This is a genomic window from Streptomyces sp. Root1310, assembly GCF_001426425.1.
GTDB lineage: Bacteria > Actinomycetota > Actinomycetes > Streptomycetales > Streptomycetaceae > Streptomyces.
In genome coordinates this window covers 47,179-70,866 of record NZ_LMEQ01000033.1, presented here as the reverse complement: position 1 = coordinate 70,866, position 23,688 = coordinate 47,179, and the positions used below count along the sequence as shown (strand labels likewise).

The following is a 23,688-nucleotide window of genomic DNA, read 5'->3' as shown; positions in this document are numbered from 1 at the left end:
CTGGTCTGGTTCTCGTCCCGGCTCTCAGTCCGTGAAGCCGTGGTGGGTGATCTCCAGGACCTCCGTGGCCACACCGGGGCTGTCCGGGCTGAGGGACGGCCCCTGCCAGCTGACCGGCAGTACGTCGATGAGCCCCCACCGGGCGACCTCCGAACCGTCCGCGCGCAGCGCCGCGATCTGCGCGGTCGGCCGGGTCACCCCCGTGGTGACCGAGGAGATCCACTTGGCGACCTTGGTGGTGTCCGGGGTGAGCGGCCGGGTCAGCCGGATCGTGGAGAACGTGACCCGGGAGGGCAGCTGCCAGACGAAGCCGTTGTTGCCGCCCTCCTGGCGGTGCTCGATCTCCACCTGGGACGAGAGCCCCTCACACCCGTTGAAGAAGCCGAGGCTCTCGCCGTCGATGGTCAGGGTGAAGAAGATGGTGGAGCCCGGGTCGAGATCGGAGGGCATCGGGGCCTGGCCTTTCTGGGAGAGGGGGCGTCGGGAGCGGCGGGGGCTTCGGGGTCGGCGGCGCGGTCAGTGGCGGGGGTCGCGGAGTCTGCCGATCCGTTCGCGGTCCAGCCGCAGTTCGGTGCGGAGCAGACGGGTGATGCGACCGGTCAGGCGGTGCGTCAGCTCGTCGAGCTGGAAGTCGGTGAGCGCGCGCGGATCGAAACCGGGATGCGGGTGCGCGTGCGCGTGCGCGTGAGCCGGGTCCGCGGCCCCCTGGTCGGCGCCGGGCGGGGGCCCGCCGGCGCCGCGCGGCGGCTTCGGCAGCGTGGGGGGCGGTGCGGCTTGGCGTCGCTGCACCACCGGGGCGGGGGGCGTGGGCGGCAGCGGCGCGGGGGTCGGCACCGGCCGGGGGGCGGGCATCGGGATGGGCGCCGCCTGGGCGGTCGGGGCGAGGGGTGACGGTGGTGCGGCGGGGCGTACGGGGGCGGTGGCCGCCGACACCGGGGCGGGCAGCGGCCGACGCTGGACGACCGGAGCGGGCGCGGCCGCGGGTGCCGGTGCCGGTGCGGGTGACTGAGCGGGGGCGGGCGTGGGGCCGGGGGTGGGGTACGGGTGCGCCACGGGCCCGCCCGCGGTCGCGCCGGGCGCGGTACGGCGCAACGGTACGGGCCCCTTGACGGCGTGGCGCTGCACGGGTGCCGGGGACGCCGGGGCGACCGGGGCCACCGGGGGCCTGCCGGTGAGGGCGACGGGGTGCGCGGGGTGGTGCTGTCCGATCGTCGTCGTGGGACGGACCGTGACGGGGAGGGGGGCCGTCGGGCCGGTGGCGGCGCCCCGGGGCAGCGGGGCCGGACGAGGCGTCGGCGTGCCGGTGCTCTGGGCGGACGAGGGGGCGGGCAGCGGGAGTTCGGGGCCGGCGGGCATCGCGCTGCTGCGCTGCACGACGGGGGCCGTGAACGGGGGCGGCGCCGAGGAGGTGCCACCGGGCGCGGTCGCCGCACGGGGGGCGTCGCCCCGGAGCCCGGCCGGGATGCCGCTTGGTGCGGTCGGCGGTGCGGTCGGCGGTGCGTTCAGCGGTGCGGTCGGCGGTGCGTTCAGCGGTGCGGCGTTGGCGGGGCGGGCGGAGAGGGGGGCGCCCAGCGCGGGGCGCGCGGACATGGGCTGGGTGGGCTGCGCGGCGGCGGTGACCGGCACGGCGGCGCGCTGCACGGGGGCGCCGAGAGGGGTGGAGCGTCGCAGCGGGGGCAGCGGTTCGGTCCGCGCACCCGGAGCGCCGGTGCCGTGGGCGGACGAGGCCGCGGCGGGCGTGCCGACGGGAGCCGGAGTCGCGGGAGGCCTCGGCGAGGCCGTGGGCGGGCTGAACGGCGTCGCCGGACCCGGTTCGCCCGAGGGAAGGCTCGTGGGCGCCCCGAGGCCCGCGCGACGCCGGGGGGCGGCCGCACCGGAGGCGGCCCGCTGGACGCTCCTCGCGGCAGGGGAAGCGGAAGGGGACGCGGAGACAGAGGCGGGCGCGGACGCCGAACCTGTTCCGGGCGCCGGGGAGTCGGCGGCAGCGCGCACCGGAAGCGCCGGGCCGGTGTGCGCCGGCAGCGAACCGCCCGGGCCGCCCGGCCCGCCCGGAGCGGGCGTGGCGGATCGCGCGGGCGGGGTGACCGGAACGGGGGCTGACACGGCACGTTGCACGTCGGTGGCCGCCGTACGAGAGACGGTTGGCGTTGGCGTTGGCGTTGGCGTGGGCGCGGGGCCGGGCGTGGGTGTGGTCGTCGGCCGGGACGGCGTCGAGGTCTGTGCCGGTGCGGGTGCCGTCGTGGCGCGTTGTGCACCGGGGGCCGCTGCGCGGCCGGCGTCGCCGGAACCCGCGGTGGGGCGGCCGGGCACCGAGGCGGGGCCCGAGCCGGGGCCGCGGGTCGAGGCCGGTGCCGTCGCGGCGCGTTGCACGCTCGGGGTCGGCGTGCGGCCGCCGTCGTGCGAGGTCGTGGTGGGGCCGGGAGCCGGGGCGGGGCCCGCGCCGGAGGCCGCACTCGACCCGGGTCCGTGGCCGGGACCGGGAGTGGTGCCGGAGGCCGGGGCCGGTGCCGTCGCGGCGCGTGGCACGCCGGGCGTCGATGTGCCGCCGCCGTCCCGCGAGGACGCGGTGGGGCCCGAGGCCGAGCCCGGAGTCGCTGCCGCCCGCTGCACGCCGGGGGACGAGGCACGACCACCGCCACCGGAGGCGGAGCCGGGACGCACGGGCGTGCCGGGGCCGGTGCTCGGGCCGGAGCCCGACGCGGGACGGGCTCCCGACGCAGGCCCGGATCCTCGCCCGGGGCCGGAAGCGGCACCGGAGGTCGCGGCGGAGCTCGAAGCGGGGGCGGCGGCCGGGCCCGGCGAAGGCGCCGGACCGAAGCCGGGCACGTGTCCGGCCGCGGAACCGGGACCGGGATGGAATCCGGGACCCGAACCGCGGGAGGCCGACGACCCGGTGGGGACGTCGGCGGTGGGAGTGGAGCTCGCGGCGGTGGCAGGACGCCTGCTCACAGGGACCGGCGCGACCGTGCCGGAGGCCGGGGCGGAGCGTGGCGGGGTCGCCGGGGGTGGACCGGGCGGGGACGTCGGCGACGGGCCGCGTCGCGTTCCGCCCGGCCGAGGTGCGGCGGCGCCCCCGGGTGTCCCGGCGGGGGAGGAGGACGGTGCCGTACGCGCCGGAACGGCACGCTGCACGCTGTTACCCGCGCCGGCCGAAGGGGACCCGGCGGATCCGGCCGACGGAGCGGCCGTGGGCCTGGACGCTCCCGCGGTATCCGAACCGGCCGAGGGACCCGAACCGTCCGCGGGACCCGAACCGGCCGACGCGGAGGACGACTTCGCCGACGACGGCTGAGCCGCGCCGGTCCGCGCGGCGGCCGGGACGCCGCCCACCGCCGACGGACCGGGGACAGCCGCACCGGTGGCGCCGGTGCCCGGTGTCGCGCGCTGCACCCGCACCGGGGCGCCACCGGGCGCCGAGCCCGCGTGACGGGGCACCGCCCGCTGGAGCCCGACGGGCGGGAGGGCGGCCTTACGGGCCTCCCCCGAAGCGGAGTTGCCTCCCGCAGCCGGTGAACCCGGGGTGGCGGCTCCTCGCGGGCCCGGGGCGGGGTCCTTGCCTCCGGCCGGGCTTCCGCCGTCGGTCTCCGCACCCCGCCCGGTGGCCTGAGCCGAGCCGCTGCCGCCGGACGAAGCCGGGGCCGGGGCCGGGGAAGCGGCAGGGGTCGGAGCCGGTGCCGGGGAGGCGGCCGGGGACGCCGGGCGGGCGGGCAGGCTGCGCCGCTGTACCGGTGCCGACAGGGACCTCGTCAAGGGGGCCGGACCCGGCGAGGGCGCCGGGCTCGCCGGGGCCACCCGGATACCCCGCGCCGGGAAGGCGGCGGGAGCGGGCGGCTCCGTCGGCCGGGACGGCACCACGGGCACCGCCGGGGCGGTCGGAGCCGCGGAAGCCGTCGGACGGGCAGCCGTCGAAGACGCGGGAGCCGCCGGGCCGGACGGGCGCGCCGCCGCGCCCGCGGCACCCGTGCCACCGGAACCGGCCGTCGGGCCCGGGCCGGCCGGAGCCGGGCGGGGAGCGACGGGCGAGGACGCGGGAACCGCACGCTGAAGGGGGGTCGGCCGGGGCGGTGCGGCCACCCGCTCGGGTTCGGCGACCGGTGGAGCCGCCCGCAGGCTGCTCATCAGGCCGCCCGGCGCGGCGTCCAGCACCGCGTGGAATCCGGTGCCGGTGAAGGAGGGGTTCTGCCAGGTGGCCAGCCGTCCGCCGAACCCGGCGTCGGCGACCCCCGACGGGCCCCCGGCCGCCGCGCGCTGGATGGGTGGAAGCGTCGGCCAGGCGGCCGCGACGACGGGGGGTGCCGTCACGGCGTCGGACGCCGGAGCGGTAGCGCCGCCGGTCGCGGCCGGGGCACCGGCGGCAGTGGCCGGTGACGCGCTCGAGCCGTCCCCGCGTCCGCCCCCGCGGCCACCCCGGAAGCGTTCCAGGAACCCCATGCCTCAGCCCTCCGCCCCGCCCCGGGTCACCAGGGACGCGATCTGGTCGGCGTAGCGGCGCCGGTCGTGGTGTTCCAGGTCCAGGATCTCGTCCTGGCCCCAGTGGAAGTGGTAGGCGACGTACGCGATCTCCTCGTGCAGCCGGTCGGTCGCGTACGTCACGATTCCCCCAGGCGGCTCCCGCCGAGTTCCACCTCGAAGGGCTCCGAGCAATGGGGGCACTGCACCGAGGCGCGGGTGTGCCCCTCGGCGTTGACCTGGCGGTAGAAGTCCTGGAGGAACGCCAGGTCGGAGGCGAACATGTTCTCCACGACGCCGTCGTGGACCAGCGGGAGGCTGCCGAGGCGGGTGATGACCCGGCCCAGCAGCACCACCGACAGGTAGGCCGGGTTCTCCTGGACGCGGATGTCGCGGAGCGGGACCAGTTCGTCCCGTGCCGTCGCCAGCCGCATCACGCCGTCGCGGTGGACGGTGCCCGCCTCGTCGACGTACCCGCGCGGCAGCTCGAAGGGGAACTCCGTCTGGAGCCGGTACGGCGCGGGGGCCGGGGCGGCGGCCGCGCCCGGCGCGGAGAACGCGGACGCGGCGCCGGACAGGGATTCGGACTCGGGCACGGCGGTGGCCGGGAGCGCCTCCTGCGGCTCCCCGCCCGCCGCCGCTGCCCGGACAGCCGTGCGCCGCATTACTCGATGACCAGTTCTTCGAACGTGATCGTCACGGTCTCGGTCAGCGCGGAGGCCTCGCCGGCCTTCACCGAGCTGGTGTCGATCTTGCTGCACCAGGCGTTGCGCATGTTGTACCGCTTGACCGGGTTGTTCTGGTAGTCCATCACCATGATCGTGGCGTTCTTGCGGGCGGTGCCCATCACGCCGTTGATCGACTCGGTGATCCACTGGTTGAACGCCGCGGACTGGGTCATACCGCGCACGACCGTGCAGGTACCCGCCTTCTTCACACCGGGCAGCTTCTTGGTGACGGGCTTGCCCTGTGCGGAGACCTGCTGGTACTCGATGACGTCCTGTTCGAGGCTGAGGCCGCTGACCTCGGCGAGGTACTCGACCATCACGCCGTCGATCTGGAGGCCGAAATTATGTGAAGTAAGGGCGTCACCCGGCTGGAGACTCATCTGGCTTTCCTTCTAAGTGTGGTGAAGAGGGCGGTACGACGGCGGAGGGCCTGCTCCGGGCCTACTCCTCCAGCTCTCCGTTGCCGCTGGAGAACTGGGCCAGCCGGAAGATCACGAACTCGGCGGGCTTGACCGGCGCGATGCCGATCTCGCAGATCACGCGGCCGAGGTCGACCGACTCCGGCGGGTTGGACTCCTCGTCACACTTGACGTAGAACGCCTCCTCGGGGCGGGCGCCGAACAGCGCGCCCCCGCGCCACTCGTTCACGAGGAACGCCGAGACGTTGCGCCGGATCCGGGCCCACAGGGCGTGGTCGTTCGGCTCGAACACCACCCACTGGGTGCCGATCAGGATCGACTCCTCCAGGTAGTTGAAGTACCGGCGGACGTTCAGGTAGCGCCAGGCCGGGTCGGAGGAGAGGGTGCGGGCGCCCCAGATGCGGATGCCACGGCCCGGGAACGCCCGGATGCAGTTCACGCCGATCGGGTTCAGCAGGTCCTGCTCGCCACGGGTGATCTGGATCTCCAGGTCCACCGCGCCGCGCACGACCTCGTTCGCGGGGGCCTTGTGGACGCCTCGCTCGGAGTCGTTGCGGGCCCACACGCCGGCCACGTGGCCGCTCGGCGGGATCAGCCGGGCCTTGCCGGCGGACGGGTCGAAGGACTTGATCCACGGGTAGTACAGGGCCGCGTACTTGGAGTCGTAGCCGGCCGTCTCCTGGCGCCACACCCGGATCTGACGGGCGTTCAGGCCGGGCGGCGGGTCGATGATGGCGACACGGTCGCCCATCAGCTCGCAGTGGGCGATCAGGCCCAGCTGGACGGCCTTGACCGACTCCAGGTCGATCGCGCCGCGCTGGTAGGCGGCCATCAGGTCGGGCACCGCGACCATGGACACCTCGTCGACGGCCTCCAGGCCGCCGAAGCCGGTGCGGTCGGAGCTGTCGCCCAGGTACTGCGCAGGGCCGACGGGCTGCGCGGCCTCGACCGGACCGGCCGGCGCGGCGGCGGGCGGCGCGGCCAGCGCGACCGTCTGGTTGTCCGGGCGGGCCAGCTGCGCGGCGGGCGCGGCCTCGGCCACGGTGATGAGCTTGGAGCGCTCCTTGACCTGGGTGACGACGTAGGAGCGGTTGCCCTTCTTCGCCGACACGTCGAACGTCTCGACGGCCTTGTCGCCGTCCTTGACGATCAGCTTGAAGCGCTCGGCGGGGCCTTCGCCCTCCGCGTCCGCGACCTCCACGCTCAGCGGGCCGCCGGTCTCGCCCGGCGCCACGGCCGTCACCGTGAACGTGCCGAGCTGCTTGGGCTCACCGGCCGGGAGGGCGGCCGGCGCGGAGCCGGAACCGGTCACCGCGGCGGGCGACTTGGCGTCTCCGGCGGCACCCGCCGAGGTACCGCCGACGCGGACGACGTACGCCGCCGAGCCACCGTTGTTGAAGAACCCGTAGACGGAGTGCGCCAGGAAGTAGCCGTCGGTGAAGTCACCGAACGCGGCCACGTACTGGGTCCAGTTGGTCACCAGGGTCGGCTCGTTGAGGGGGCCGGTCGGGGCGAGCCCGACGAAGGCCGCCACCGAGGTGCCCACCCCTTCGATCGGGCGGGAGCCGCTGGCCACCTCCTCGACGTATACGCCGGGCGACAGGTAGGACGGCATGCTGTGCTCTCCTCGGGGTACGCGTCAGGACGTCTTTCACCGTCACGCGCGAAGCGCGTTTGCCGAAACGGCTTCCGGTGCACGGTCCGGGGCACGGCTGTTGCCCTCGCGGGCAGCACGGGCCCCCGGCATCCGCCCGCGCCGCAGCAGTCGCCGCCGGTGCGCCGGGCTCCCCGGCGGCAGCACGGGGGCGGTCCCGGGGGCGGTGCCGGGCCGTCGGGTCCCCTCGGGCAGCCGGTCGCGGCCCGGCAGGGCACGCACCCTGCCCCGTCGCCTCTGACCCCGCCCGCCGCCCTCCCCGTAGCGTCGGCACGTGAGCCTGTGGACTTCCCTCGAACCCGCCTCCGTCACCGTCGACCCCGGCAGCCGGGCGACCGTCCGGCTACGGGTGCGCAACACCGGTGACGTCGTCGACGAGTACCGCTTCGAGCCGGTCGGCCCGACCGCTCCCTGGACGACGGTGGAGCCGCAGACACTGCGGTTCGCCCCGCCGCGCACCCCGGACGCGACGGCCGGCCCCAATCCGTACGCGGTGCGCATCACGCCGACCGAGCATCCGGAGGCGGTGACCGTCCCCGAAGGCAACGTGACGATCACGCCGTTCACCGAGGTGCGGGCGGAACTGGTGCCGCCGACCGTGAAGGGGCGGTTCCGCGGCCGGCCGCGCCTCGCGATCGACAACCTCGGCAACACCAAGCTCACCGCCTCGCTGAGCGGCAGCGACCACGGTGACCGGCTGGCGTACGAGCTCCAGCCGGCCAATGTGCAGATCGAGCCGGGCCGGGCGGTGTTCGTGAACACGACGCTGCGCCCCCGCCAGATCATCTGGTTCGGCTCGAAGGAGGAGCAGCGCTACAACCTGGCGGTGCGCCGGTCGGGTGCGCAGGCGCTGGAGGTGGAGGGCACGTTCGTGCAGCGCGGGTTCCTGCCGCGCTGGCTGGCGACCGCGCTCAGCCTGACGGTGGCCCTGGCGATCGCGTTCGTGATGATCTGGCTGGCCTACAAGCCGCAGGTCAACACCAGCGCCAACGAGAAGCTCGCGGAGGCCGGCGTCAGTACCCTCGCGCCCAGCCCCTCGGCCACGCCCAGCGCCCCTGCCCTGGTGCCCACCCCGACGGCCCCCGCCGTGGTCGAGGCGCCCGCCAGCAGCCAGGCCCCGGCCGACGGAGGCAGCGGTGGCGGCGGGGGCGGCGGGACCGAGTCGAAGGCCCCCGTGAAGCCCAAGCAGGAGACGGCGGCCGACGCCGTGAACAAGCTCGCGGCACGCAGCGACGGGCGGCACATCTGCTACCGCGCCTATGTGGCGGACAAGGGCTGGCAGGACCCGGTCTGCGACGGCGCGATCGCCGGTACGACCGGCAAGGACCTGCCCATCAAGGCCCTCAACATCGCCACGGCGAGGACCGGCGGTGTCACGGGCAACGCCGCCCATGTGGTCGGGGGCTGGCTGACCGGCGACAAGTGGTCGAAGGCCGGCGACGGCGTCAACATGTACATGGGCTCCAGCAAGCCGGCGGTCGCGGCGATGGAGGGCTACACGATCAAGACGATCGAGGGCTCCGTCTGCCAGAACCCGCACATCAAGGACCGGGGCTGGCTGGGGAACGGCTGCACCAAGGACGGCGACTGGATCTACGGCGGCAGCCCCATGGAGCAGAAGCTCCAGTTGGAGGCGGTCCGCTTCACCGTCTGACACGCGGTGACACCCGGTCCGAAACCCGGTGGACGGGCACGGCCGCTCGGCCCTTTCGGGCAGCGGTCGTGCCCCACGGTCTCCTGACGGGCCCTCGCCCCGCGGCATAGCGTCGACAGGTGACTCTGTGGACTTCTCTGGAACCGGCCGCGGCGACCGTCGACCCCGGCGGCACGACGACCGTACGGCTACGGGTGCGCAACACCGGTGACGTCGTCGACGAGTACCGCTTCGAGCCGGTCGGCGCGGTGGCGCCCTGGACGGCGGTGGATTCGCCCCGCCGCGCACCCCGGACGCGACGGCCGGCCCCAATCCGTACGCGGTGCGCATCACGCCGACCGAGCATCCGGAGGCGGTGACCGTCCCCGAGGGGAACCTGACGATCACGCCGTTCACCGAGGTGCGGGCGGAACTGGTGCCGCCGACGGTGAAGGGGCGGTTCCGCGGCCGGCCGCGCCTCGCGATCGACAACCTCGGCAACACCAGGCTGACGGCGTCCGTCACGGGCGCCGACATGGGTGACCACCTCGGGTACGAGTTCCGGCCGGGCAGTGTGCAGATCGAGCCGGGACGGGCGGTGTTCGTCGACACGACGCTGCGCCCGCGCCAGATCATCTGGTTCGGCTCCAAGGAGCAGCGGCCGTACGCGCTGAACGTGCAGCGGTCGGGGGCGGTGCCGCTCGCGGTGGACGGCACGTTCGTGCAGCGCGGGTTCCTGCCGCGCTGGCTGGCGACGGCGCTCAGCCTGACGATGGCCCTGGCGATCGCGTTCGTGATGATCTGGCTGGCGTACAAGCCGCAGGTCAACACCAGCGCCAGCGAGAAACTCGCGGAGGCCGGCAGCACCGCGCTGCCCAGTCCGTCCGTCTCCGCGCCGTCGGCGCCGAAGGCGGACGCCTCCGCCGCACCGCTGCCCGAGCAGCAGACGCCCTCCGCCCCGGCCGCGGAGGAGGACGGCAGCGGCGGTTCCACGTCCGGTGGCTCCTCGGGGTCGGGCGGCGGGAGCGGCAGCGGATCCGGCTCGGGTGGCTCGGGCGGCTCGCAGACGACGGCCCCGGTGCCCGGCGCCGTGATCATCGGCCAGGCCTCCGACCGGTGCATCGACATCACCGGCGCCCAGAACGGCAAGGGCAAGGACGGCACCCCGCTCCAGCTGTGGGACTGCGCCGGGTCGGCCAATCAGAAGTGGGTGTTCAAGAGCGACGGCACCGTGCGCGCGCTCGGCCTGTGCATGGACGTCGCCTGGGGGTCGAAGGACGACGGCGCGGTCATCCAGGTGGCCAACTGCTCCGGCAACCCGGCCCAGCAGTGGGTGCTGAGCCAGTACGGCGACCTGGTCAACCCGCAGGCCGACAAGTGCATCGACGCCAAGGACAACGGCACCGGCAACGGCACCAAGCTTCAGCTGTGGACGTGCTCGGGGACGCCCAACCAGAAGTGGCGCGCGGAGTAGCCCCGGCGGGTGGCCGAGCCCCGCCCGGGCTCACCAGTTGGCTTCGCCCGGCACCAGGCGGCCCGCCTTGCGGTACTCGCGGCGGGCCCCCTCCAGCAGGTCGCCGTCGCCGACCGGCTCGTCCCGTCCGGCGGCGAGGTAGGCGGCGGTGACGACGGCGCTGCGGATCGAACCGCCGGCGAGCTCGAAGTCCTTGGCCAGCGGCCCGGGATCGACGTCGGCGGCGCACGGCACGTGACACAGCCCGTGCCGCCACAGCGCGAGCCGCTGCCCGGCGTCGGGGAACGGGAAGTCGACCACCAGGTCCAGGCGCCGGGTGAACGCCTCGTCGATGTTGGCGCGCAGGTTGGTGGTGAGCAGCGCGATGCCGTCGAAGGACTCCAGCCGCTGGAGCAGGTAGGCGCTCTCCATGTTGGCGTACTTGTCGTGCGCGTCCTTGACCTCCGACCGCTTCCCGAAGACGGCGTCGGCCTCGTCGAAGAGCAGCACGGCGTCGGTGCGGTCGGCCTCGGAGAAGATGCGCTCCAGGTTCTTCTCGGTCTCGCCCACGTACTTGTCGACGATCGAGGAGAGCTGCACCACGTAGAGATCGAGGCCGAGTTCGGCGGCGACGACCTCGGCGGAGAGCGTCTTGCCGGTACCGGACTCGCCCGCGAACAGTCCGAGCACCCCGCGCCCGCGCCCGCCGCCGGCGCTGAGCCGCCACTCGCCCAGCACCCGGTCGCGGTGCCGGGCCCGCAGCGCGAGTTCGCGCAGCTGGGTCAGCGGCCGTTCGGGCAGCACGAGGTCCTGCCAGCCGACGTCCGGCCGGATCCGTCGCGCGTGCCGTTCGAGGCCGGACGCCGACTGCTGTCGCGCGGCCAGCCGCACATGGTCGGCGGTGAGCGGCCCGCCCTCGAAGGCGGCGAGGACGGACGCGGCCCGCGCGGCCCGGGCGACCCGCTCGCCGCCGAGGCGGTAGGGGGCGACGGTGGCGGCGAGGTCGAAGCCGGGGGCGGTGTCGAGGGGACCGGCGGAGTCCAGCGCGGCCGCCCAGGCGGCCGTCCCGCCGGCCCGGCGGCGCGGCGCCTCCAGGACCAGCGGATCGTGGGTGGACCAGTGCGGGTCGTAGGGGCGCGGGTCCGTGAGCAGGACGGTGACGTCCGGCGCGTCGGCCAGCGCGCCGATCAGCGGCCCCGGCTGGTCCGGGAGCCCGGACAGCACGACCGCCCGGCCGCCGAGCCGTGCCTCGCGCAGCAGGCCGGGCACGCCGTTCTCGGGCCCCGTGAAGCGCAGGGCGTCGATTCCGGCGGCGCGCAGGGCGGAGGTGATCGCGGCGAGGCCGTCGCCCTCGCGGTGTTCGCGCAGATAGGCGGTGACCGGGCCGCCCTCCCGCATCCGGCGCGCCAGCAGCCGGACGAAGTCCTCGTCGTCGGCGGGCAGCGGCGGAGGCAGCGGGTGCAGGTGCCCGTGCAGGGCGGCGTCCGGGGTGTCGTCGCCCAGCAGGTGGGCGAGCAGCCGGTCCGGGACGCGCAACGTCCGGGACAGGAAGGGCCGTTCGGGTTCCTCGACCTCCAGCAGCCCGTACGCGCGCAGCGGCGCCGAGGAGTGGAGACGGGCGCGGGCGGCGGCCAGGTGGGCGGGCACCCCGCACAGTTCGAGGGCGAGCCCGACGGTGGCCCGCCGCCTGCTCACATCGTCGTTGAGGTAGCCGTAGAGCGGCTCGAAGTCGCGGTCCAGATCGGGCGCGAGGGCGATGAGGAGGATCGCGGCGTCCAGCTCGGTGAGCCGGAGCCGGGCGGCGAGGGCGCCGAGCGGGTCGGCCGGGTCCGTTTCCCGGGGCTGGGTCGCGACGGGACCGGCGGCGGCCCGGTCTCCGCCGAGCAGGTGCCGTACCGCCTCCTCGGAGAGGTACAGGCCGCGCAGCGGATCGGCGGCCGTCGGGTCGACGGCCGCCCGCCGGTCGACCAGGGCACCGACCCGGTCCCGCAGAACACCGACCCGCCCGAGCAGCGCGCCGGCCCCGTCGTCCCGAGCACGGGCCCCCGGCGCACCGGCAGCCTCGGAGTCGGCTGCGGCTGCGGCTGCGGCTGTGTCGGTGTCGGTGGCGGTGGCGGGTACGGGTGCCCCGGTGCCGGCTGCGGGCGCGCCGGAGCCCCGGTGCGCCCCGTGTCCGGCGGGGCCGGTCCCGTGCGGGTCGGCGGCGGGCGCGACGGTCACGGGCGCGACGGTGGCGGGGCCGGGCGCCGGTGCGGCGGTGCCGGCCGTGGCCGCCTCGGGGTACGCGTCGTTCACCGCTGGTCCGGGCGGTGGGTGGCGGCCTCGCGGGCGGCGCGGGCCGCGGCCACCTGGTGGGGGCGGTGGGCGCGTTCGCCGGACTCCGGAGGGTCGCCGTCCATCCCGCGCAGGCGGACCGCCGCGCCCTCCGTGACCGGCGGCCCGGCGTCGTACTCCGGGTAGGCCGGGAAGGGGGCCGTGACCACCAGGTCCAGCGACGGTTTCAGCTCACCGCCCAGGGCGGACCAGATCTCGGCGAGCGAACGCGACTCGGTCTGGATACCGGCGACCGTCACCGGCATCGCCAGTCCCAACGCGCGCAGGGAGCCCGGGAGCTCGTCCGCCGGCAGCATCTCGCGCGGCAGCAGCGTCGCCAACACGGCCGACAGCAGCCGGTGTTCGTCCTGCGGGGTCCGCGTCCAGGCGGTCACCAGGTACGACAGCCGGAACCAGCGCGGCGGTTGACGGCGCTTCACGACGACGTCCTGCTCGTCCCGCACCGCCATCTGGCCGCGCTGCCGACGGGTCACGTCCTCACGGATGTCGTACAAGTAGGTGTTGATCACAGGGGCGTTGCGCCGGGCCGCCCAGTCCCGCGTCGGAGCCTCGAAGGAGACGTCGATGCCGGAGCCCGCGAGCGCGCCGCTTCCGAGCAGCTCTTTGAGGACCTCGTCCACCTCGTGGATCACCGTCGTGCTCCTCAACTTGCCGTGCCACACCCACTGTCCGACGATCGTGCCCCGGAAGCCCCCGGATCCGCAGGCACGCCAGGGTCGGCGGCCGGGCAAGGCATCCTGCCCGCGTGTCCGCCTTCGATTGCCCGTTCGGTCAGATGTAGCCTTCCCGCAGGGCATATGCCACCGCGTGCGCCCGGTTGCGCAGATGCAACCGCGTCGTGAGTCCGTGCATGACGTTCTTGACGGTTCGTTCGGAGTAGGACAGCTTGCTGGCGATCTCTCCGGTGTCCAGGCCCTCGGCGACCAGCCGCAGGACGTCCACCTCCCGTGGCGCGAGTCCCAGGGAGGGGGCGCCGGGCCGGCCCGCCGCACCGCGGTGCAGCGTGCCCACCTGGCTGATGAGTCTGCCGAGCAGGTCGGCGGGCAGGTCGCCGTCGCCGCGGTGGGCGGCCAGCACCGCCTGCACCAGCCGGTGCGCGGTGGCCTCGCGGCGCCAGACGATGGCCCCGACCCCGCACTCGATGACGTCCAGGAGTTCCGTCTCGCGGATCGTGCCCACGACGAGCACCGCCCGCGCCCCCTCGCTGCGCACGATCCGCCGCAGCCGGCCCAGCGCCCCCTCGTCGAGGGTGTCCTCGATCAGCAGCGCCACCGTGCCGGCGGCGGCCGAGACCTCCTCGCGGACCTCGACCTCGGGGCGTCCGCGCAACTGGCTGACGGCGCCCTCGCGGGAGATCGGATCGGATGCCTGGACGGCCACGGGAATCCGCCGCCGGGTGCCGAGGGCGACGCCTGGAACGGCGGCGCCCATCGCGGCGATGCCCGCGGCGCCGGTCTCTGGTGTCCGTGGTGAGCTGAGCAACCGTTTCCCCCAAGTTCACGGGCCCGCCGTCCGATGGGGCTCGGTGACGGGTGGGTACGGTCCAGACTTCTGTGACCTCCGGGGCGCGCGCAATCGTGGAGCACCACGAGGCGGACCACGAGAGCAAGCCCTCCACCACCACGATTCGCCTGCATCGTCGCAGGTCAGAGCTTTTTGGCTCGACGTGTGCCAGGGCACCGTGAGCCTCGCCACAACGGCCGCGCGGACCCGTACCGAACCGCACGACCTCTACGTGTACATGGACAAGTCCGATGTGCCCGACAGCAGGAGGCAGGGATGACCGGACCGTTGCGGGAACGCGAGGACGCGCACGCGCTGCTCACGGCGGAGGCGGAGCGGGCCCGGGCCGGCGCAGGCCGTCTCGTCCTGCTGCGCGGGGCCACCGGCACCGGCCGGTCCGCCGTACTGGAGGCCGCCGCCGCGCACGCCACCCACCTGGGCCTGCGGGTGCTGCGCGCCCGCTGCTCGCCCGACGACATCGCGCTGCCCTTCTCCTCGGTGCTGCATCTCCTCGGCTCCGTACCCGAGTTCGCGGACGTCGGGCCGGGCGACGACGACCGGGGGAGCGCGGCGCGGCTGTGGCGGCTGCTGCGTTCGTACGCCGACGAGTCGCCGCTCATGGTGGCCGTGGACGACGTCCACCTCGCCGACGAGGCCTCGCGCCGCTGGTTCGTGGAGGCGGCCCGCCGTATCGACCGATTACCGGTACTCCTGGTGGCCACCGAGCGCAGCCAGTACGACATCGACCCGCGTCCCGCCGGTCTCACCCACGCCCTGTCCCCGTCCGTGGTCCGCACCCACACCCTCGCCCCGCTCACCGACGACGCCTCGGCCGACCTGGTCCGGGCCGCCTTTCCGACGGCCTCCGACCGGTGGACGGCGGACTGTGTGCGGGCCGGCGCGGGCAGCCCGCTGCTCCTGCACGCCCTCCTCGACGACCTCGACGGCGCCCCGCCGCCGACGGCCGTCCCGAGGACGTGCGCCGCGCTGTACCCGGGTTCCTACCCGGCGGCCGTCTCCTGGTGGCTGGACAGCGCCGGCCCGGCGACGGCGGAGGTGGCCCGGACCCTCGCGGCCCTGGAACAGGCGGAACACACGGAACAGACGGAACAGGCCGAACGGGCCGGGCTCGCGGCCGAGCGGGCGGCCGAGCGGGCGTCGGAGCGGGAGGACAGCGCCGAACGGGAGGGTGGCGCCGAACGGGCGGCGGGCGTCGAACCTGCGGCGGGCGCTGAGCGGGCGGCGGGCTCCACGGCCCGGAACGCCGTCCCCGGCTCCCGCACCCACGCCCGCCCCGGCCCCGGCCCCGTCCCTGGTCCCGACACCGTGACCGGCACTGTCAACGTCACCGAAGCCGCTCATGCATCCCTGCCCGCCACCGAAGCCGCCACCGACGCCCTCGCCGCGCTCGTCGCGGACGCCTCCGGCGCCGACCCGGCCCGGGTCTCCGGCTGGTTCACCGCGATGACGCGGCTCGGCGTGCTGCGCCCGGACCGGACCGGCCGCCCCCGCTACGCGCATCCGCTCCTGCGGGACGCCGTCCTCGGCGGCTGGTCCCCCGCCCGCCGTCAGGACGCGCACCGGGCGGTCGCCCAGGCGATGCTGCGCCGGGGCGACCACCTCGACGCCGTGGCACGGCAGTTGCTGGGCAGCGCGCCCGCCGGCCTGTCCTGGGCACTGCGCGTGCTGCGCGACGCCGCCACCGTGGCCGCGCGCGCCGCCCGCCCCGGCGACGCCGTCCGCTACCTGCGCCGAGCCCTCCAGGAACCGTTGCCCGACGACCTACGGCAGCGGCTGCTCACCGAACTCGGCTCCCTGGAGTACGCCTCCGCCGACACCCCGGCGGGCATCCCACGGCTGGCCGAGGCGCTCGACCTGCCCGCCGAACCCCGTGACCAGGTCCGTACGGCCATCGCGCTGGGCACCGCGCTCGTGGGCCGGGGAGAGGTCCGTACGGCGGTGGAGGTGCTGCGCCGGCTGGAGGGCCGGCTGGCCGGCCACCCCGACCTGGCGCGGGCCCTGCAGACCGCGTCCGCGCTGCTCTCGGACCAGGACCAGACGGTCCGCCGGGAGGCCTACCGCTGGCTCAACGACACCGCCGAACGCTCCCCGGAACTCGTCGGCGCGTCCGGGCAGGCCCTGCTCGTGCGGTACGCGGCGACCGCGGGCGACCTCCCGGCGCAGGAGGCGATGCGACGGCTGCGCACCCTCCTGACGGAACCCGCCGACCCCCTCGTCGAGCCGTTCCTGCTGGGCACGGCCGCGGCGGTGGCCCAGTGGGCCGACGAACTCGACGAGGCCGAACGCCTGGTGGAACGCGGCCTGGCCGGCCAGCATCCGAGCCTCCTGCACCCGATGGAACAGGCGCTGCTGGACACCAGGTGGGACATCGCGGCGGCGCGGGGCGCGTACGGCACGCTGCTCGCCGCCCTGCCCGAGGCGGGCCGCGCCCGGCGCACCGGCGGCAGCCCGGTCAACGCCGACGCGCACACCCTGCTCGCACTGGTCGAGACGGGCCGTACGCCGCAGGCCCGCCGGCTGGCCGACACCTTCGACCTCCGCGACACCCCCGACTCCTGGGAGCTGAACCGGTTCCTGTACGCGCGGGGGGTGCTGCGGTTCACCGAGGGTGATGTCGCGGGTGCCCTGCACGACTTCCTGGAGTGCGGTCGGCGCCAGTCCGCCCGCGCCGTGCACAGTCCGGTCGTCACGCCGTGGCGGACGGCGGCCGCGGAGTGCCGGCTCGCACTGGGCAACCCCCAGGAGGCACTGGTCCTGGCGACGGAGGAACTGCGACTGGCCCGGGTGTGGAACACCCCGCGCACGACAGGACGGGCGTTGCGGGTCCTGGGCCGGGCGACCCGGGGCCGGCGGGGCCTGGAACTGGGCGCGGAGGCGGTGGCCGTCCTGCGGGACTCCCCGGCCGAGGCGGAACTCGTGGCCTCCCTCCTCGCCCACGGCAGCCAGTTGACCGCCGCCGGTGAACGCGGGCGGGGCCGCGACCATCTGCGGGAGGGCGCCGAACGCGCCGAACGGCTGGGCAGCGTCCGCCTGCTGACCTACGCGGAACAGGCCCTCCGTACCGCGGGCGGCCGCCGCACCACGCCCGCGCACACCGGCTCCGGGGCCCTCACCGGCAGCGAGCGCCGCATCGCGGAACTCGCGGCGGACGGCCGCACCAACACCGAGATAGCGGACCTCCTGCATGTGGCCCGCCGCACCGTGGAGACCCACCTGACCAGCGCCTACCGGAAGTTGGGCATTCGGCGCCGGGGCGAGTTGCGGGGCGTGCTGGAGGACTGAGGCGGCTGCGTGGCACCGGGTGGTCGCGCGCCGCCGGACCTACGATGAGGAGATGGCCGTCGACCTCTTCGCAGGCATCCCCGTCAACGACTACACAGCGGCCCTCGCCTGGTACGAGCGGCTGCTCGGCGCCCCGCCGGTGTTCTTCCCGAACGACGCGGAGGCCGTCTGGGAGCTCGCCGAACACCGCTACCTGTACATCGAGCACCGCCCGGGCCACGAGGGCCACGCCCTGAACACCCTCTTCGTCGACGACCTCGACACCCGGGTCGCCGCCATCACCGACCGGGGTCTGACCCCGACCCGCCGCGAGACCTACGCCAACGGCGTGCGCAAGGTCACCTTCCACGACCCGGACGGCAACGAGATCGGCTTCGGCGGCGGCCCCGCCTGACCGCCCGAACCGCCCGAACCGCCCGCCCCCGCCGACCGCCCGACGCCCGCCAGGTGGCCCGCATGATGGCGACCGGACTGCCGGATACGCGGCCGGGTCCGCGGTCCCGCGCAGTGAGCCGCGCACCGGGCCGGTACCGGCAGGTCGCGGCAGGAGGCGGGAGGTCGGGGCTCGGTCCCGGCGCGCCGAGGCGCTGTGACAGGCCTGTGACCGGAGGAGTGGCTTCCGCCACAGCCCGCCCGTCCCCGCCCTGGTGGGGTGACCGGATGCGTACCGCACTCCCCGTACTGCGCGGCTGGCTGCCGCCGCTCCTGGTACACCTGCTGATCGGCCTTCCGACGGCCGTCGTCGTGCTGTGCGCGCGCTGGTACCTCAGCCACGGGCACTGCACCTACGCGGACCTCGACAGCCGCGACCTGGACCACTGCACCTACGACCAGATCGAGGACGGCGGCTTCGTGCGCATCACGCTCGTCCTGTTCGCCGTGTTCGTCGTGCTGCTGCTCGTCCTCTACGACGGCCTGCGCCCCCTGACGAAGGGCCGCCCGCTCGGGCCCCGGCTGCTGACCCTCCCCGCGATCCTGCTGCCCTACGCCGTGTACGCCGCCGCCGGCGGGTGAGCGCGGGCCGGCCACGCGACGGCCGGAGGCGGGTGACGCGGATCACTTCCCCGGCGCCGATCACTTCTCCCGTCCGCACCGGTCGTACGGACATGACCGAAACTGTGAAGGGCCCCGCGAGTTACTTTCCGTCGATCGAGAAGAAGTACGGACGTCCGGTCGCCGAGTGGAAGACCCTGATCCGGGCCTCTCCGCTCACCCGGCACATGGAGCTCGTCGCCTGGCTGAAGACCGAGCACGGGCTGGGGCACGGCCACGCCAACGCGCTGGTCGCGCACACGCTGGCGGAGGACGCCGGCGTGTGAGACCCGCCGGCCCCCGGCCCCGCCTCAGCGGCCGTTCGCGGTGTTGCCGTTGCCCTTGGCGGGCGAGCGGCGACGGCCCTGGGAGGTGGGTCGTCCGCCCTGGGAGGTCGGACGGCCGTTGCCCTGGGCCGCGGGACGGCCACGGCGCGAGCGCGCGGTGGACGCCGAGCGGGCGGGACGCTCCTCGGTGACCGGCGGAGCGAGGACGACGGGCACGCCGGAGGGCGCCTGCGCGCCGGTGATACGGCTCAGCTCGGTCTCGCCCGAGCGGACCCGGGTGGTCTGCGGGGTGATGCCGGCGTCGGCCATCAGCCGCGTCATCTCCCGGCGCTGATGGGGCAGGACCAGCGTGACGACGGTGCCGGACTCGCCCGCGCGTGCCGTACGGCCGCCGCGGTGCAGGTAGTCCTTGTGGTCGGCGGGCGGGTCGACGTTGACGACGAGGTCGAGGTTGTCGACGTGGATGCCGCGGGCCGCGACGTTGGTCGCCACCAGCACCGTGACGTGGCCGTCCTTGAACTGGGCCAGCGTCCGGGTCCGCTGGTTCTGGGACTTGCCGCCGTGCAGGGACGCGGCGCGCACCCCGACCGCCAGCAGCTTCTTGGCCAGCCGGTCCGCCGCGTGCTTGGTGTCCAGGAACATGATCACGCGGCCGTCACGGGCGGCGATCTCCGTCGTCGTGGCGTGCTTGTCCTCGTCCTCCACGTGCAGCACGTGGTGCTCCATCGTGGTGACGGCGCCCGCCGACGGGTCGACCGAGTGGACGACGGGGTCGTGCAGGTAGTTGCGCACCAGCCGGTCGACGTTGCGGTCCAGGGTGGCCGAGAACAGCATCCGCTGGCCGTCGGGCAGCACCTGGTCGAGCAGCGCGGTGACCTGGGGCATGAAGCCCATGTCCGCCATCTGGTCGGCCTCGTCGAGGACGGTGATGGCGACCCGGTCCAGTCGGCAGTCGCCGCGGTCGATGAGGTCCTTGAGGCGGCCGGGCGTGGCCACGACGACCTCGGCGCCGCCGCGCAGGGCGCTCGCCTGCCGGCCGATCGACAGACCGCCGACCACCGTGGCGAGCCGCAGCCGCAGCGCGCGGGCGTACGGGGTGAGGGCGTCGGTGACCTGCTGGGCCAGTTCCCGGGTGGGGACGAGGACCAGGGCCAGCGGCTGCCGGGGCTCGGCCCGCTGTCCGGCCGTACGGGCCAGCAGCGCGAGCCCGAAGGCGAGGGTCTTGCCGGAACCCGTGCGGCCACGGCCCAGGACGTCCCGGCCGGCCAGCGAGTTCGGCAGCGTGGCGGCCTGGATCGGGAACGGGGTGGTCACACCCTCGGCACCGAGGGCGGTCAGCAGCCGCTCGGGCATGTCGAGTTCGGCGAACGACTCGACCGCGGGCAGTCCCGGGGTGAGGGTGACGGGCAGCGCGAATTCACCGCCGGACGCGGCGGGACGACTCCCGCGTCCACTCCGCCCGGGCTTGGCCGAACGGGAGGGGGCGCCCTGGCGCCGGTCCGTACGGGAGCGGACGGAGCTGTTGCGGTTCATCCGATACCTTCCTCGAAAGGGCAAAATGCCATGGGCCGGGGCCCGCACTCAGGAGTGCGGGCCCCGGCCACGTAGTCCGCGTGATGCGCAGCCGATCGCGTCAGCGTCAGCGTCAGGCGGCGTCAGGCGGTTCAGGCGGGCTGGATGTTCTCCGCCTGCGGGCCCTTCTGGCCCTGAGTGACGTCGAAGGTAACCTTCTGGCCTTCCTGAAGCTCACGGAAGCCGGACGTGGCGATGTTCGAGTAGTGGGCGAACACGTCAGCGCCGCCACCGTCCTGCTCGATGAAGCCGAAGCCCTTTTCCGAGTTGAACCACTTCACGGTGCCAGATGCCATGTTGAATCTCCCTATGGGGCAATGCCCGGACTCCGCACCTTGCGGACCCGGGTGCGGCAGGATCGGAAAAGCCCCGAAAACAAAAAGAGTGCCCGTCGACGGAAGGTCGAAGAGCACTCAAAAGCCTCTGGTAACCGAAACTGCCACTTTTATCACGGTAGCACAGGTCCCGATGCGGGGCCGGGGAGCGAGAGGGCACCACCGGGACGTGTTGAGGACGTCGTCCCAGGCATATGAGTACCCGTACTCAAGAGGAACACTCCCGCCGCTCGGCAGGCTGATCGCACACCCGGTACGGCCGTCGAGCCGGCCGGCCGTCGAGCAGCGCAGAGGAGCCGACCGTGCGGAGAACCAGGAGCCGAGTGGGAGTGGGCCGTGCCCTGGCCGGTGCGGCCGTGGCGGCCGCCGTGGCCGTGACGACGCTGACCGGCTGCTCCTTCGGGATCGAGGAGGCGGTCTGCGGCGACGGCGAGTACCCGGTGCTGGCGGTGGACAGCGGCGGCAGCGACTGTGTGCCGGACGGCGAGGAGCCGGCGCGGGGCTGGGCCCGCTATCCGGAGGGCAAGGTCCCCGAGAAGATCGGCGACAAGTGGGACACCTACTGGAGCACCCGCACCCTCGACGAGAAGGGCGAGATCATCGAGCTCCCCGAGGGCGGCTGAACGCCCGTTGTATAACGGGATGATGATTTATCACGTCGTACCGCTCGACGACTGGCACACCGCCCCCGAGCGGCCCTATGCGCCGGCCTCGCTGGCGGAGGACGGGTTCGTCCACTGCTCGCCCGACGAGGCGACCACGCTCGCCGTCGTCAACGCGTTCTACCGGACCGGCCCCCGGCCGCTGCTGGCGCTCGTGCTCGACGAGAGCCGGCTCACCGCGACCTGCGCATGGGAGGCGGCCGCGCCCGCCCCGCCGCCAGGGGTCGCCGAGGGCACCCGCTTCCCGCACGTGTTCGGTCCGATCGACCGGGACGCCGTGACCCGCGTCCTGGAGGTCCGCTGGGACGAGAACGGCCTGGCGACCGGCCTGACGGACTTCGGCTGAGGGACACCGGGTGACAGTCATCGGCCGAGGGACACCGGCCGAGGGGCATCGACTGACGCACACCGGCTGAGGGGCATCGGCTGACGCACACCGGCCGAGGGGCATCGGCGCTGACGGTTCGGCGGGCCGGTTCGGCCGCGCGGCCTCACCTTGCCGGGCGTGGCCACGCCGTCCCGGGCGAGGGCGCGCTCAGAGGTCGAACTCGTGCGGCGGCAGGTCGAGGGTGAAGCACGCCTCCCGTACGACGGCCTGCTCGGTCTTGTCGAAGTCCCCGTCGGCGCCGCCGATCACGATGCCGATCTGGATGACGGCACGTGCCTCGGCCGGCTTCTTCTTCGCCTTGGCGATCTCCTGGAGCACGCTGACCTTGCCGAAGTCGAAGTCGGCGGTCAGCTTGTTCAGGTTGTCGTCGAAGCGCCGCTGGAGATCCGTGGCGTCGAAGTTCTGCAGCACCTCGTTGGAGGCGATCAGCTGCGCCACCCGGCGCCGCTCCGCGGGGTCGATGGTGCCGTCCGCCGCCGCGACCAGGGCACACATCGCCATGCTCGCGTCGCGGAAGGCGCCGCTCTTGAGGTCGTTCTTCTTCGACACGAGCTGGGTCTGCATCGTCGACGCGGACTCCTTGATGCGGTCCCACAGGGCCATGAGAACTCCAGAAGGTAGGTCGGGGCGGAGTAGACGACTGCGCAAGATCTACAGCAACGTAGAAACTAACAGCCGCCCCGATAAGTTCCCCTGCCCCTCGGACCCCTCGGACCCCTCGGACCTCTCAGACCCCTTGAGCCTCTTGGTCCCCCGTGCCCCGGGGCCGGTCGCCGCGCAGGGTGATGCGGTGCATGACGCGATGCCGGTCGCCGTGGTCGCGGTTGGCGTAGTGGGCCGTGCTGCGGTTCCCACAGGGCCACGTCCCCCGGCCGCCACCGGTGGCGCACGAGATGCTCGGGCCGGTTTCGCTCCAGGTCCCGCGAACCGGGGCCGAGCACCCCCGGACCGGTCAGCCGAGGCAGATCAGGCCCAGCAGGCAGACGTCCGAAGGCGAGGTCCCCGCGGGGGCGGTGCTCGTCGAGGAGTTCGACGAGGAGGACGAGGAGTTCGACGAGGACGACGAAGTCGAGGAGTTCGAGGCCGAGTTCGAGCCGGAGTTCGAGTCCGAGGTCGACGACTGCGCGCCGCCGGTCGCGGCGGAGGACAGCTGCCCGCTCGCGCCGCTCGCGCCACCCGTGCCGCCCGTGCCGGTCGTGTCCGTGGTGCCGGCCGTGCCGGTGGGAGCGGGGGCCGTTCCGTCGCCGGCCGAGGATCCGGTTCGCTGCCGGGGGACCGAGGGCACCGTGGCGGGGGAGGAGGCCTGCGAGTCCGGGTGGGTGTTCGTCGACGCCGGGGTGCTGGGCGAGGGCGAGGCCCGGTGCGCGCCGGAGCGGCTCACCGTCGGGAGGCTGTGCTCCAGGGTCGGTTCCTCGCCGCCCGCCGTGGTCGGGGTCTCCGGCACCGTGGCCGCCTGCGCCTGGTCGCCGCTCTGGCGGTCCAGCGCGGCGAAGGTCAGACCGCCTCCGACGAGGGCGACGGCCGTCGCGACCACGGCTCGGCGCTGGTTCTTCTTCCAGCGGGCCAACTGCCGCCGACGGGCTGCCCGCCCTTGCGGCGCGTGGGGAACGGACGGCGCGGACGGCACGCTCTCGGACTCGGGTGACGGGACGGCCGACGACGCGGCCGACGACGTGGTGTCCGCGTACGTCGTCGACGCGAGCGTGAGCCGCGGCGGTGTCGGATCCGGCACCGGGGTCGACATCCGTATCCGTGTCGTCGTCGCGACCCGGGCCGGGGCGATGCCGCGGTCGACCGTGACCGGCGCGATGTCCGGAGCGTAGGCGCCGCATCCAGGGCACACCAGGGCGCCGTTGAGATGCCGGCGACACGTGGAGCAGTAGTCCATCTGCGGTCTTCCTACGCGGGGGTCCGATGGCCGGCAACGCTAACGAGT

21 protein-coding genes and 2 pseudogenes are annotated in these 23,688 nt (G+C 74.6%); 10 read left to right on the top strand and 13 right to left on the bottom strand.

The genetic code is table 11. The features are described from left to right. Positions 1 to 24: 24 nt before the first annotated feature. A complete protein-coding gene (locus ASD48_RS36505) occupies positions 25 to 450 on the bottom strand; it encodes a phage tail protein (RefSeq protein ID WP_020132884.1) in 426 nt (141 codons plus the stop codon). A 66-nt stretch (positions 451 to 516) separates the two neighbouring features. Beyond that, complete coding sequence (locus ASD48_RS41385; protein ID WP_063887539.1) at positions 517 to 1,641, bottom strand: hypothetical protein; 1,125 nt, start codon at positions 1,639 to 1,641, stop codon at positions 517 to 519. 1,288 nt (positions 1,642 to 2,929) lie between these two features. Here ASD48_RS41385 and ASD48_RS44580 point away from each other — a divergent pair. Next, positions 2,930 to 3,292, top strand: a complete 363-nt coding sequence (locus tag ASD48_RS44580) for a hypothetical protein (protein ID WP_157880767.1) — start codon at positions 2,930 to 2,932, stop codon at positions 3,290 to 3,292. A 1,142-nt stretch (positions 3,293 to 4,434) separates the two neighbouring features. On the opposite strand, the gene ASD48_RS44950 is transcribed toward ASD48_RS44580, so the two are convergent. The 4 genes from ASD48_RS44950 to ASD48_RS36480 all read right to left on the bottom strand — a co-directional run bounded on the left by ASD48_RS44950 (position 4,435) and on the right by ASD48_RS36480 (position 7,211). Next, positions 4,435 to 4,593: a DUF6760 family protein gene (locus ASD48_RS44950; protein WP_020132885.1), complete on the bottom strand. Its 159-nt coding sequence runs from the start codon at positions 4,591 to 4,593 to the stop codon at positions 4,435 to 4,437. Beyond that, positions 4,590 to 5,114, bottom strand: a complete 525-nt coding sequence (locus ASD48_RS36490; protein WP_057606179.1) for a hypothetical protein — start codon at positions 5,112 to 5,114, stop codon at positions 4,590 to 4,592. Before ASD48_RS36490 ends, ASD48_RS44950 begins: the two co-directional genes overlap by 4 nt. Beyond that, entirely contained in the window at positions 5,114 to 5,557 is a 444-nt protein-coding gene (locus ASD48_RS36485; RefSeq protein WP_020132887.1) for a phage tail protein, read from the bottom strand. The genes ASD48_RS36490 and ASD48_RS36485 overlap by 1 nt, the downstream gene beginning before the upstream one ends. A 61-nt stretch (positions 5,558 to 5,618) precedes the next feature. Then, positions 5,619 to 7,211 (bottom strand): phage tail sheath subtilisin-like domain-containing protein, encoded by a 1,593-nt coding sequence (locus tag ASD48_RS36480; RefSeq protein WP_057606178.1) that lies wholly within the window; start codon positions 7,209 to 7,211, stop codon positions 5,619 to 5,621. A 313-nt stretch (positions 7,212 to 7,524) separates the two neighbouring features. Between ASD48_RS36480 and ASD48_RS36475 the strand changes: the two genes are divergently transcribed. Both ASD48_RS36475 and ASD48_RS36470 read left to right on the top strand, forming a co-directional pair. After that, positions 7,525 to 8,904, top strand: a complete 1,380-nt coding sequence (locus ASD48_RS36475; RefSeq protein WP_057606177.1) for a hydrolase — start codon at positions 7,525 to 7,527, stop codon at positions 8,902 to 8,904. Positions 8,905 to 9,023: 119 nt separating this feature from the next. Beyond that, positions 9,024 to 10,357 (top strand): annotated as a pseudogene (locus tag ASD48_RS36470) (RICIN domain-containing protein). Positions 10,358 to 10,387: 30 nt separating this feature from the next. Here the strand turns inward: ASD48_RS36470 and ASD48_RS36465 are convergent. The 3 genes from ASD48_RS36465 to ASD48_RS36455 all read right to left on the bottom strand — a co-directional run bounded on the left by ASD48_RS36465 (position 10,388) and on the right by ASD48_RS36455 (position 14,101). Then, the gene (locus ASD48_RS36465) at positions 10,388 to 12,349 is read right to left on the bottom strand and encodes an AAA family ATPase (protein WP_242432852.1); all 1,962 of its coding nucleotides are present in this window, start codon (positions 12,347 to 12,349) and stop codon (positions 10,388 to 10,390) included. A gap of 278 nt (positions 12,350 to 12,627) precedes the next feature. Then, entirely contained in the window at positions 12,628 to 13,302 is a 675-nt protein-coding gene (locus ASD48_RS36460) for a DUF4255 domain-containing protein (RefSeq protein WP_057606175.1), read from the bottom strand. A gap of 139 nt (positions 13,303 to 13,441) precedes the next feature. Then, positions 13,442 to 14,101, bottom strand: a complete 660-nt coding sequence (locus ASD48_RS36455; RefSeq protein ID WP_057606174.1) for a response regulator transcription factor — start codon at positions 14,099 to 14,101, stop codon at positions 13,442 to 13,444. Between the two features lie 348 nt (positions 14,102 to 14,449). Here ASD48_RS36455 and ASD48_RS36450 point away from each other — a divergent pair, with 348 nt between their 5' ends. The 4 genes from ASD48_RS36450 (at position 14,450) to ASD48_RS36435 (ending at position 18,795) form a co-directional block, all read left to right on the top strand. Further along, a complete protein-coding gene (locus tag ASD48_RS36450) occupies positions 14,450 to 17,476 on the top strand; it encodes an AAA family ATPase (protein WP_057606173.1) in 3,027 nt (1,008 codons plus the stop codon). A gap of 52 nt (positions 17,477 to 17,528) precedes the next feature. Beyond that, entirely contained in the window at positions 17,529 to 17,870 is a 342-nt protein-coding gene (locus ASD48_RS36445) for a VOC family protein (RefSeq protein ID WP_057606492.1), read from the top strand. A 266-nt stretch (positions 17,871 to 18,136) separates the two neighbouring features. Further along, positions 18,137 to 18,490: a hypothetical protein gene (locus ASD48_RS36440; RefSeq protein WP_057606172.1), complete on the top strand. Its 354-nt coding sequence runs from the start codon at positions 18,137 to 18,139 to the stop codon at positions 18,488 to 18,490. A 92-nt stretch (positions 18,491 to 18,582) separates the two neighbouring features. Beyond that, complete coding sequence (locus tag ASD48_RS36435; RefSeq protein WP_057606171.1) at positions 18,583 to 18,795, top strand: DUF4287 domain-containing protein; 213 nt, start codon at positions 18,583 to 18,585, stop codon at positions 18,793 to 18,795. A 24-nt stretch (positions 18,796 to 18,819) separates the two neighbouring features. Here ASD48_RS36435 and ASD48_RS36430 read toward each other — a convergent pair whose 3' ends face one another. Together ASD48_RS36430 and ASD48_RS36425 are read right to left on the bottom strand one after the other, a co-directional pair. Then, on the bottom strand, positions 18,820 to 20,328 hold the full coding sequence (locus ASD48_RS36430) for a DEAD/DEAH box helicase (protein ID WP_057606170.1): 1,509 nt from the start codon (positions 20,326 to 20,328) through the stop codon (positions 18,820 to 18,822). A 131-nt stretch (positions 20,329 to 20,459) separates the two neighbouring features. Beyond that, on the bottom strand, positions 20,460 to 20,663 hold the full coding sequence (locus ASD48_RS36425) for a cold-shock protein (RefSeq protein ID WP_020133270.1): 204 nt from the start codon (positions 20,661 to 20,663) through the stop codon (positions 20,460 to 20,462). Between the two features lie 368 nt (positions 20,664 to 21,031). On the opposite strand from ASD48_RS36425, the gene ASD48_RS36420 reads away from it, so the two are divergent. Then, positions 21,032 to 21,325 carry a hypothetical protein gene (locus ASD48_RS36420; RefSeq protein ID WP_057606169.1) on the top strand — a complete coding sequence of 98 codons (294 nt, stop codon included), beginning with the start codon at positions 21,032 to 21,034 and terminating at the stop codon, positions 21,323 to 21,325. Positions 21,326 to 21,347: 22 nt separating this feature from the next. Continuing rightward, on the top strand, positions 21,348 to 21,710 hold the full coding sequence (locus ASD48_RS36415; RefSeq protein WP_057606490.1) for a DUF952 domain-containing protein: 363 nt from the start codon (positions 21,348 to 21,350) through the stop codon (positions 21,708 to 21,710). Between the two features lie 189 nt (positions 21,711 to 21,899). Here ASD48_RS36415 and ASD48_RS36410 read toward each other — a convergent pair whose 3' ends face one another. Together ASD48_RS36410 and ASD48_RS46260 are read right to left on the bottom strand one after the other, a co-directional pair. Next, positions 21,900 to 22,355, bottom strand: coding sequence for a TerB family tellurite resistance protein (locus ASD48_RS36410; RefSeq protein ID WP_057606168.1), 456 nt, complete (start codon positions 22,353 to 22,355; stop codon positions 21,900 to 21,902). A 124-nt stretch (positions 22,356 to 22,479) separates the two neighbouring features. After that, a pseudogene (locus tag ASD48_RS46260) lies at positions 22,480 to 22,657 on the bottom strand (TauD/TfdA family dioxygenase); the annotation flags it as partial. Here ASD48_RS46260 and ASD48_RS36405 point away from each other — a divergent pair. Next, positions 22,646 to 23,575, top strand: a complete 930-nt coding sequence (locus ASD48_RS36405; RefSeq protein WP_206780427.1) for a hypothetical protein — start codon at positions 22,646 to 22,648, stop codon at positions 23,573 to 23,575. The pseudogene ASD48_RS46260 and the gene ASD48_RS36405 sit on opposite strands and share 12 nt — an antisense overlap. The last annotated feature ends 113 nt before the right edge of the window (positions 23,576 to 23,688 follow it).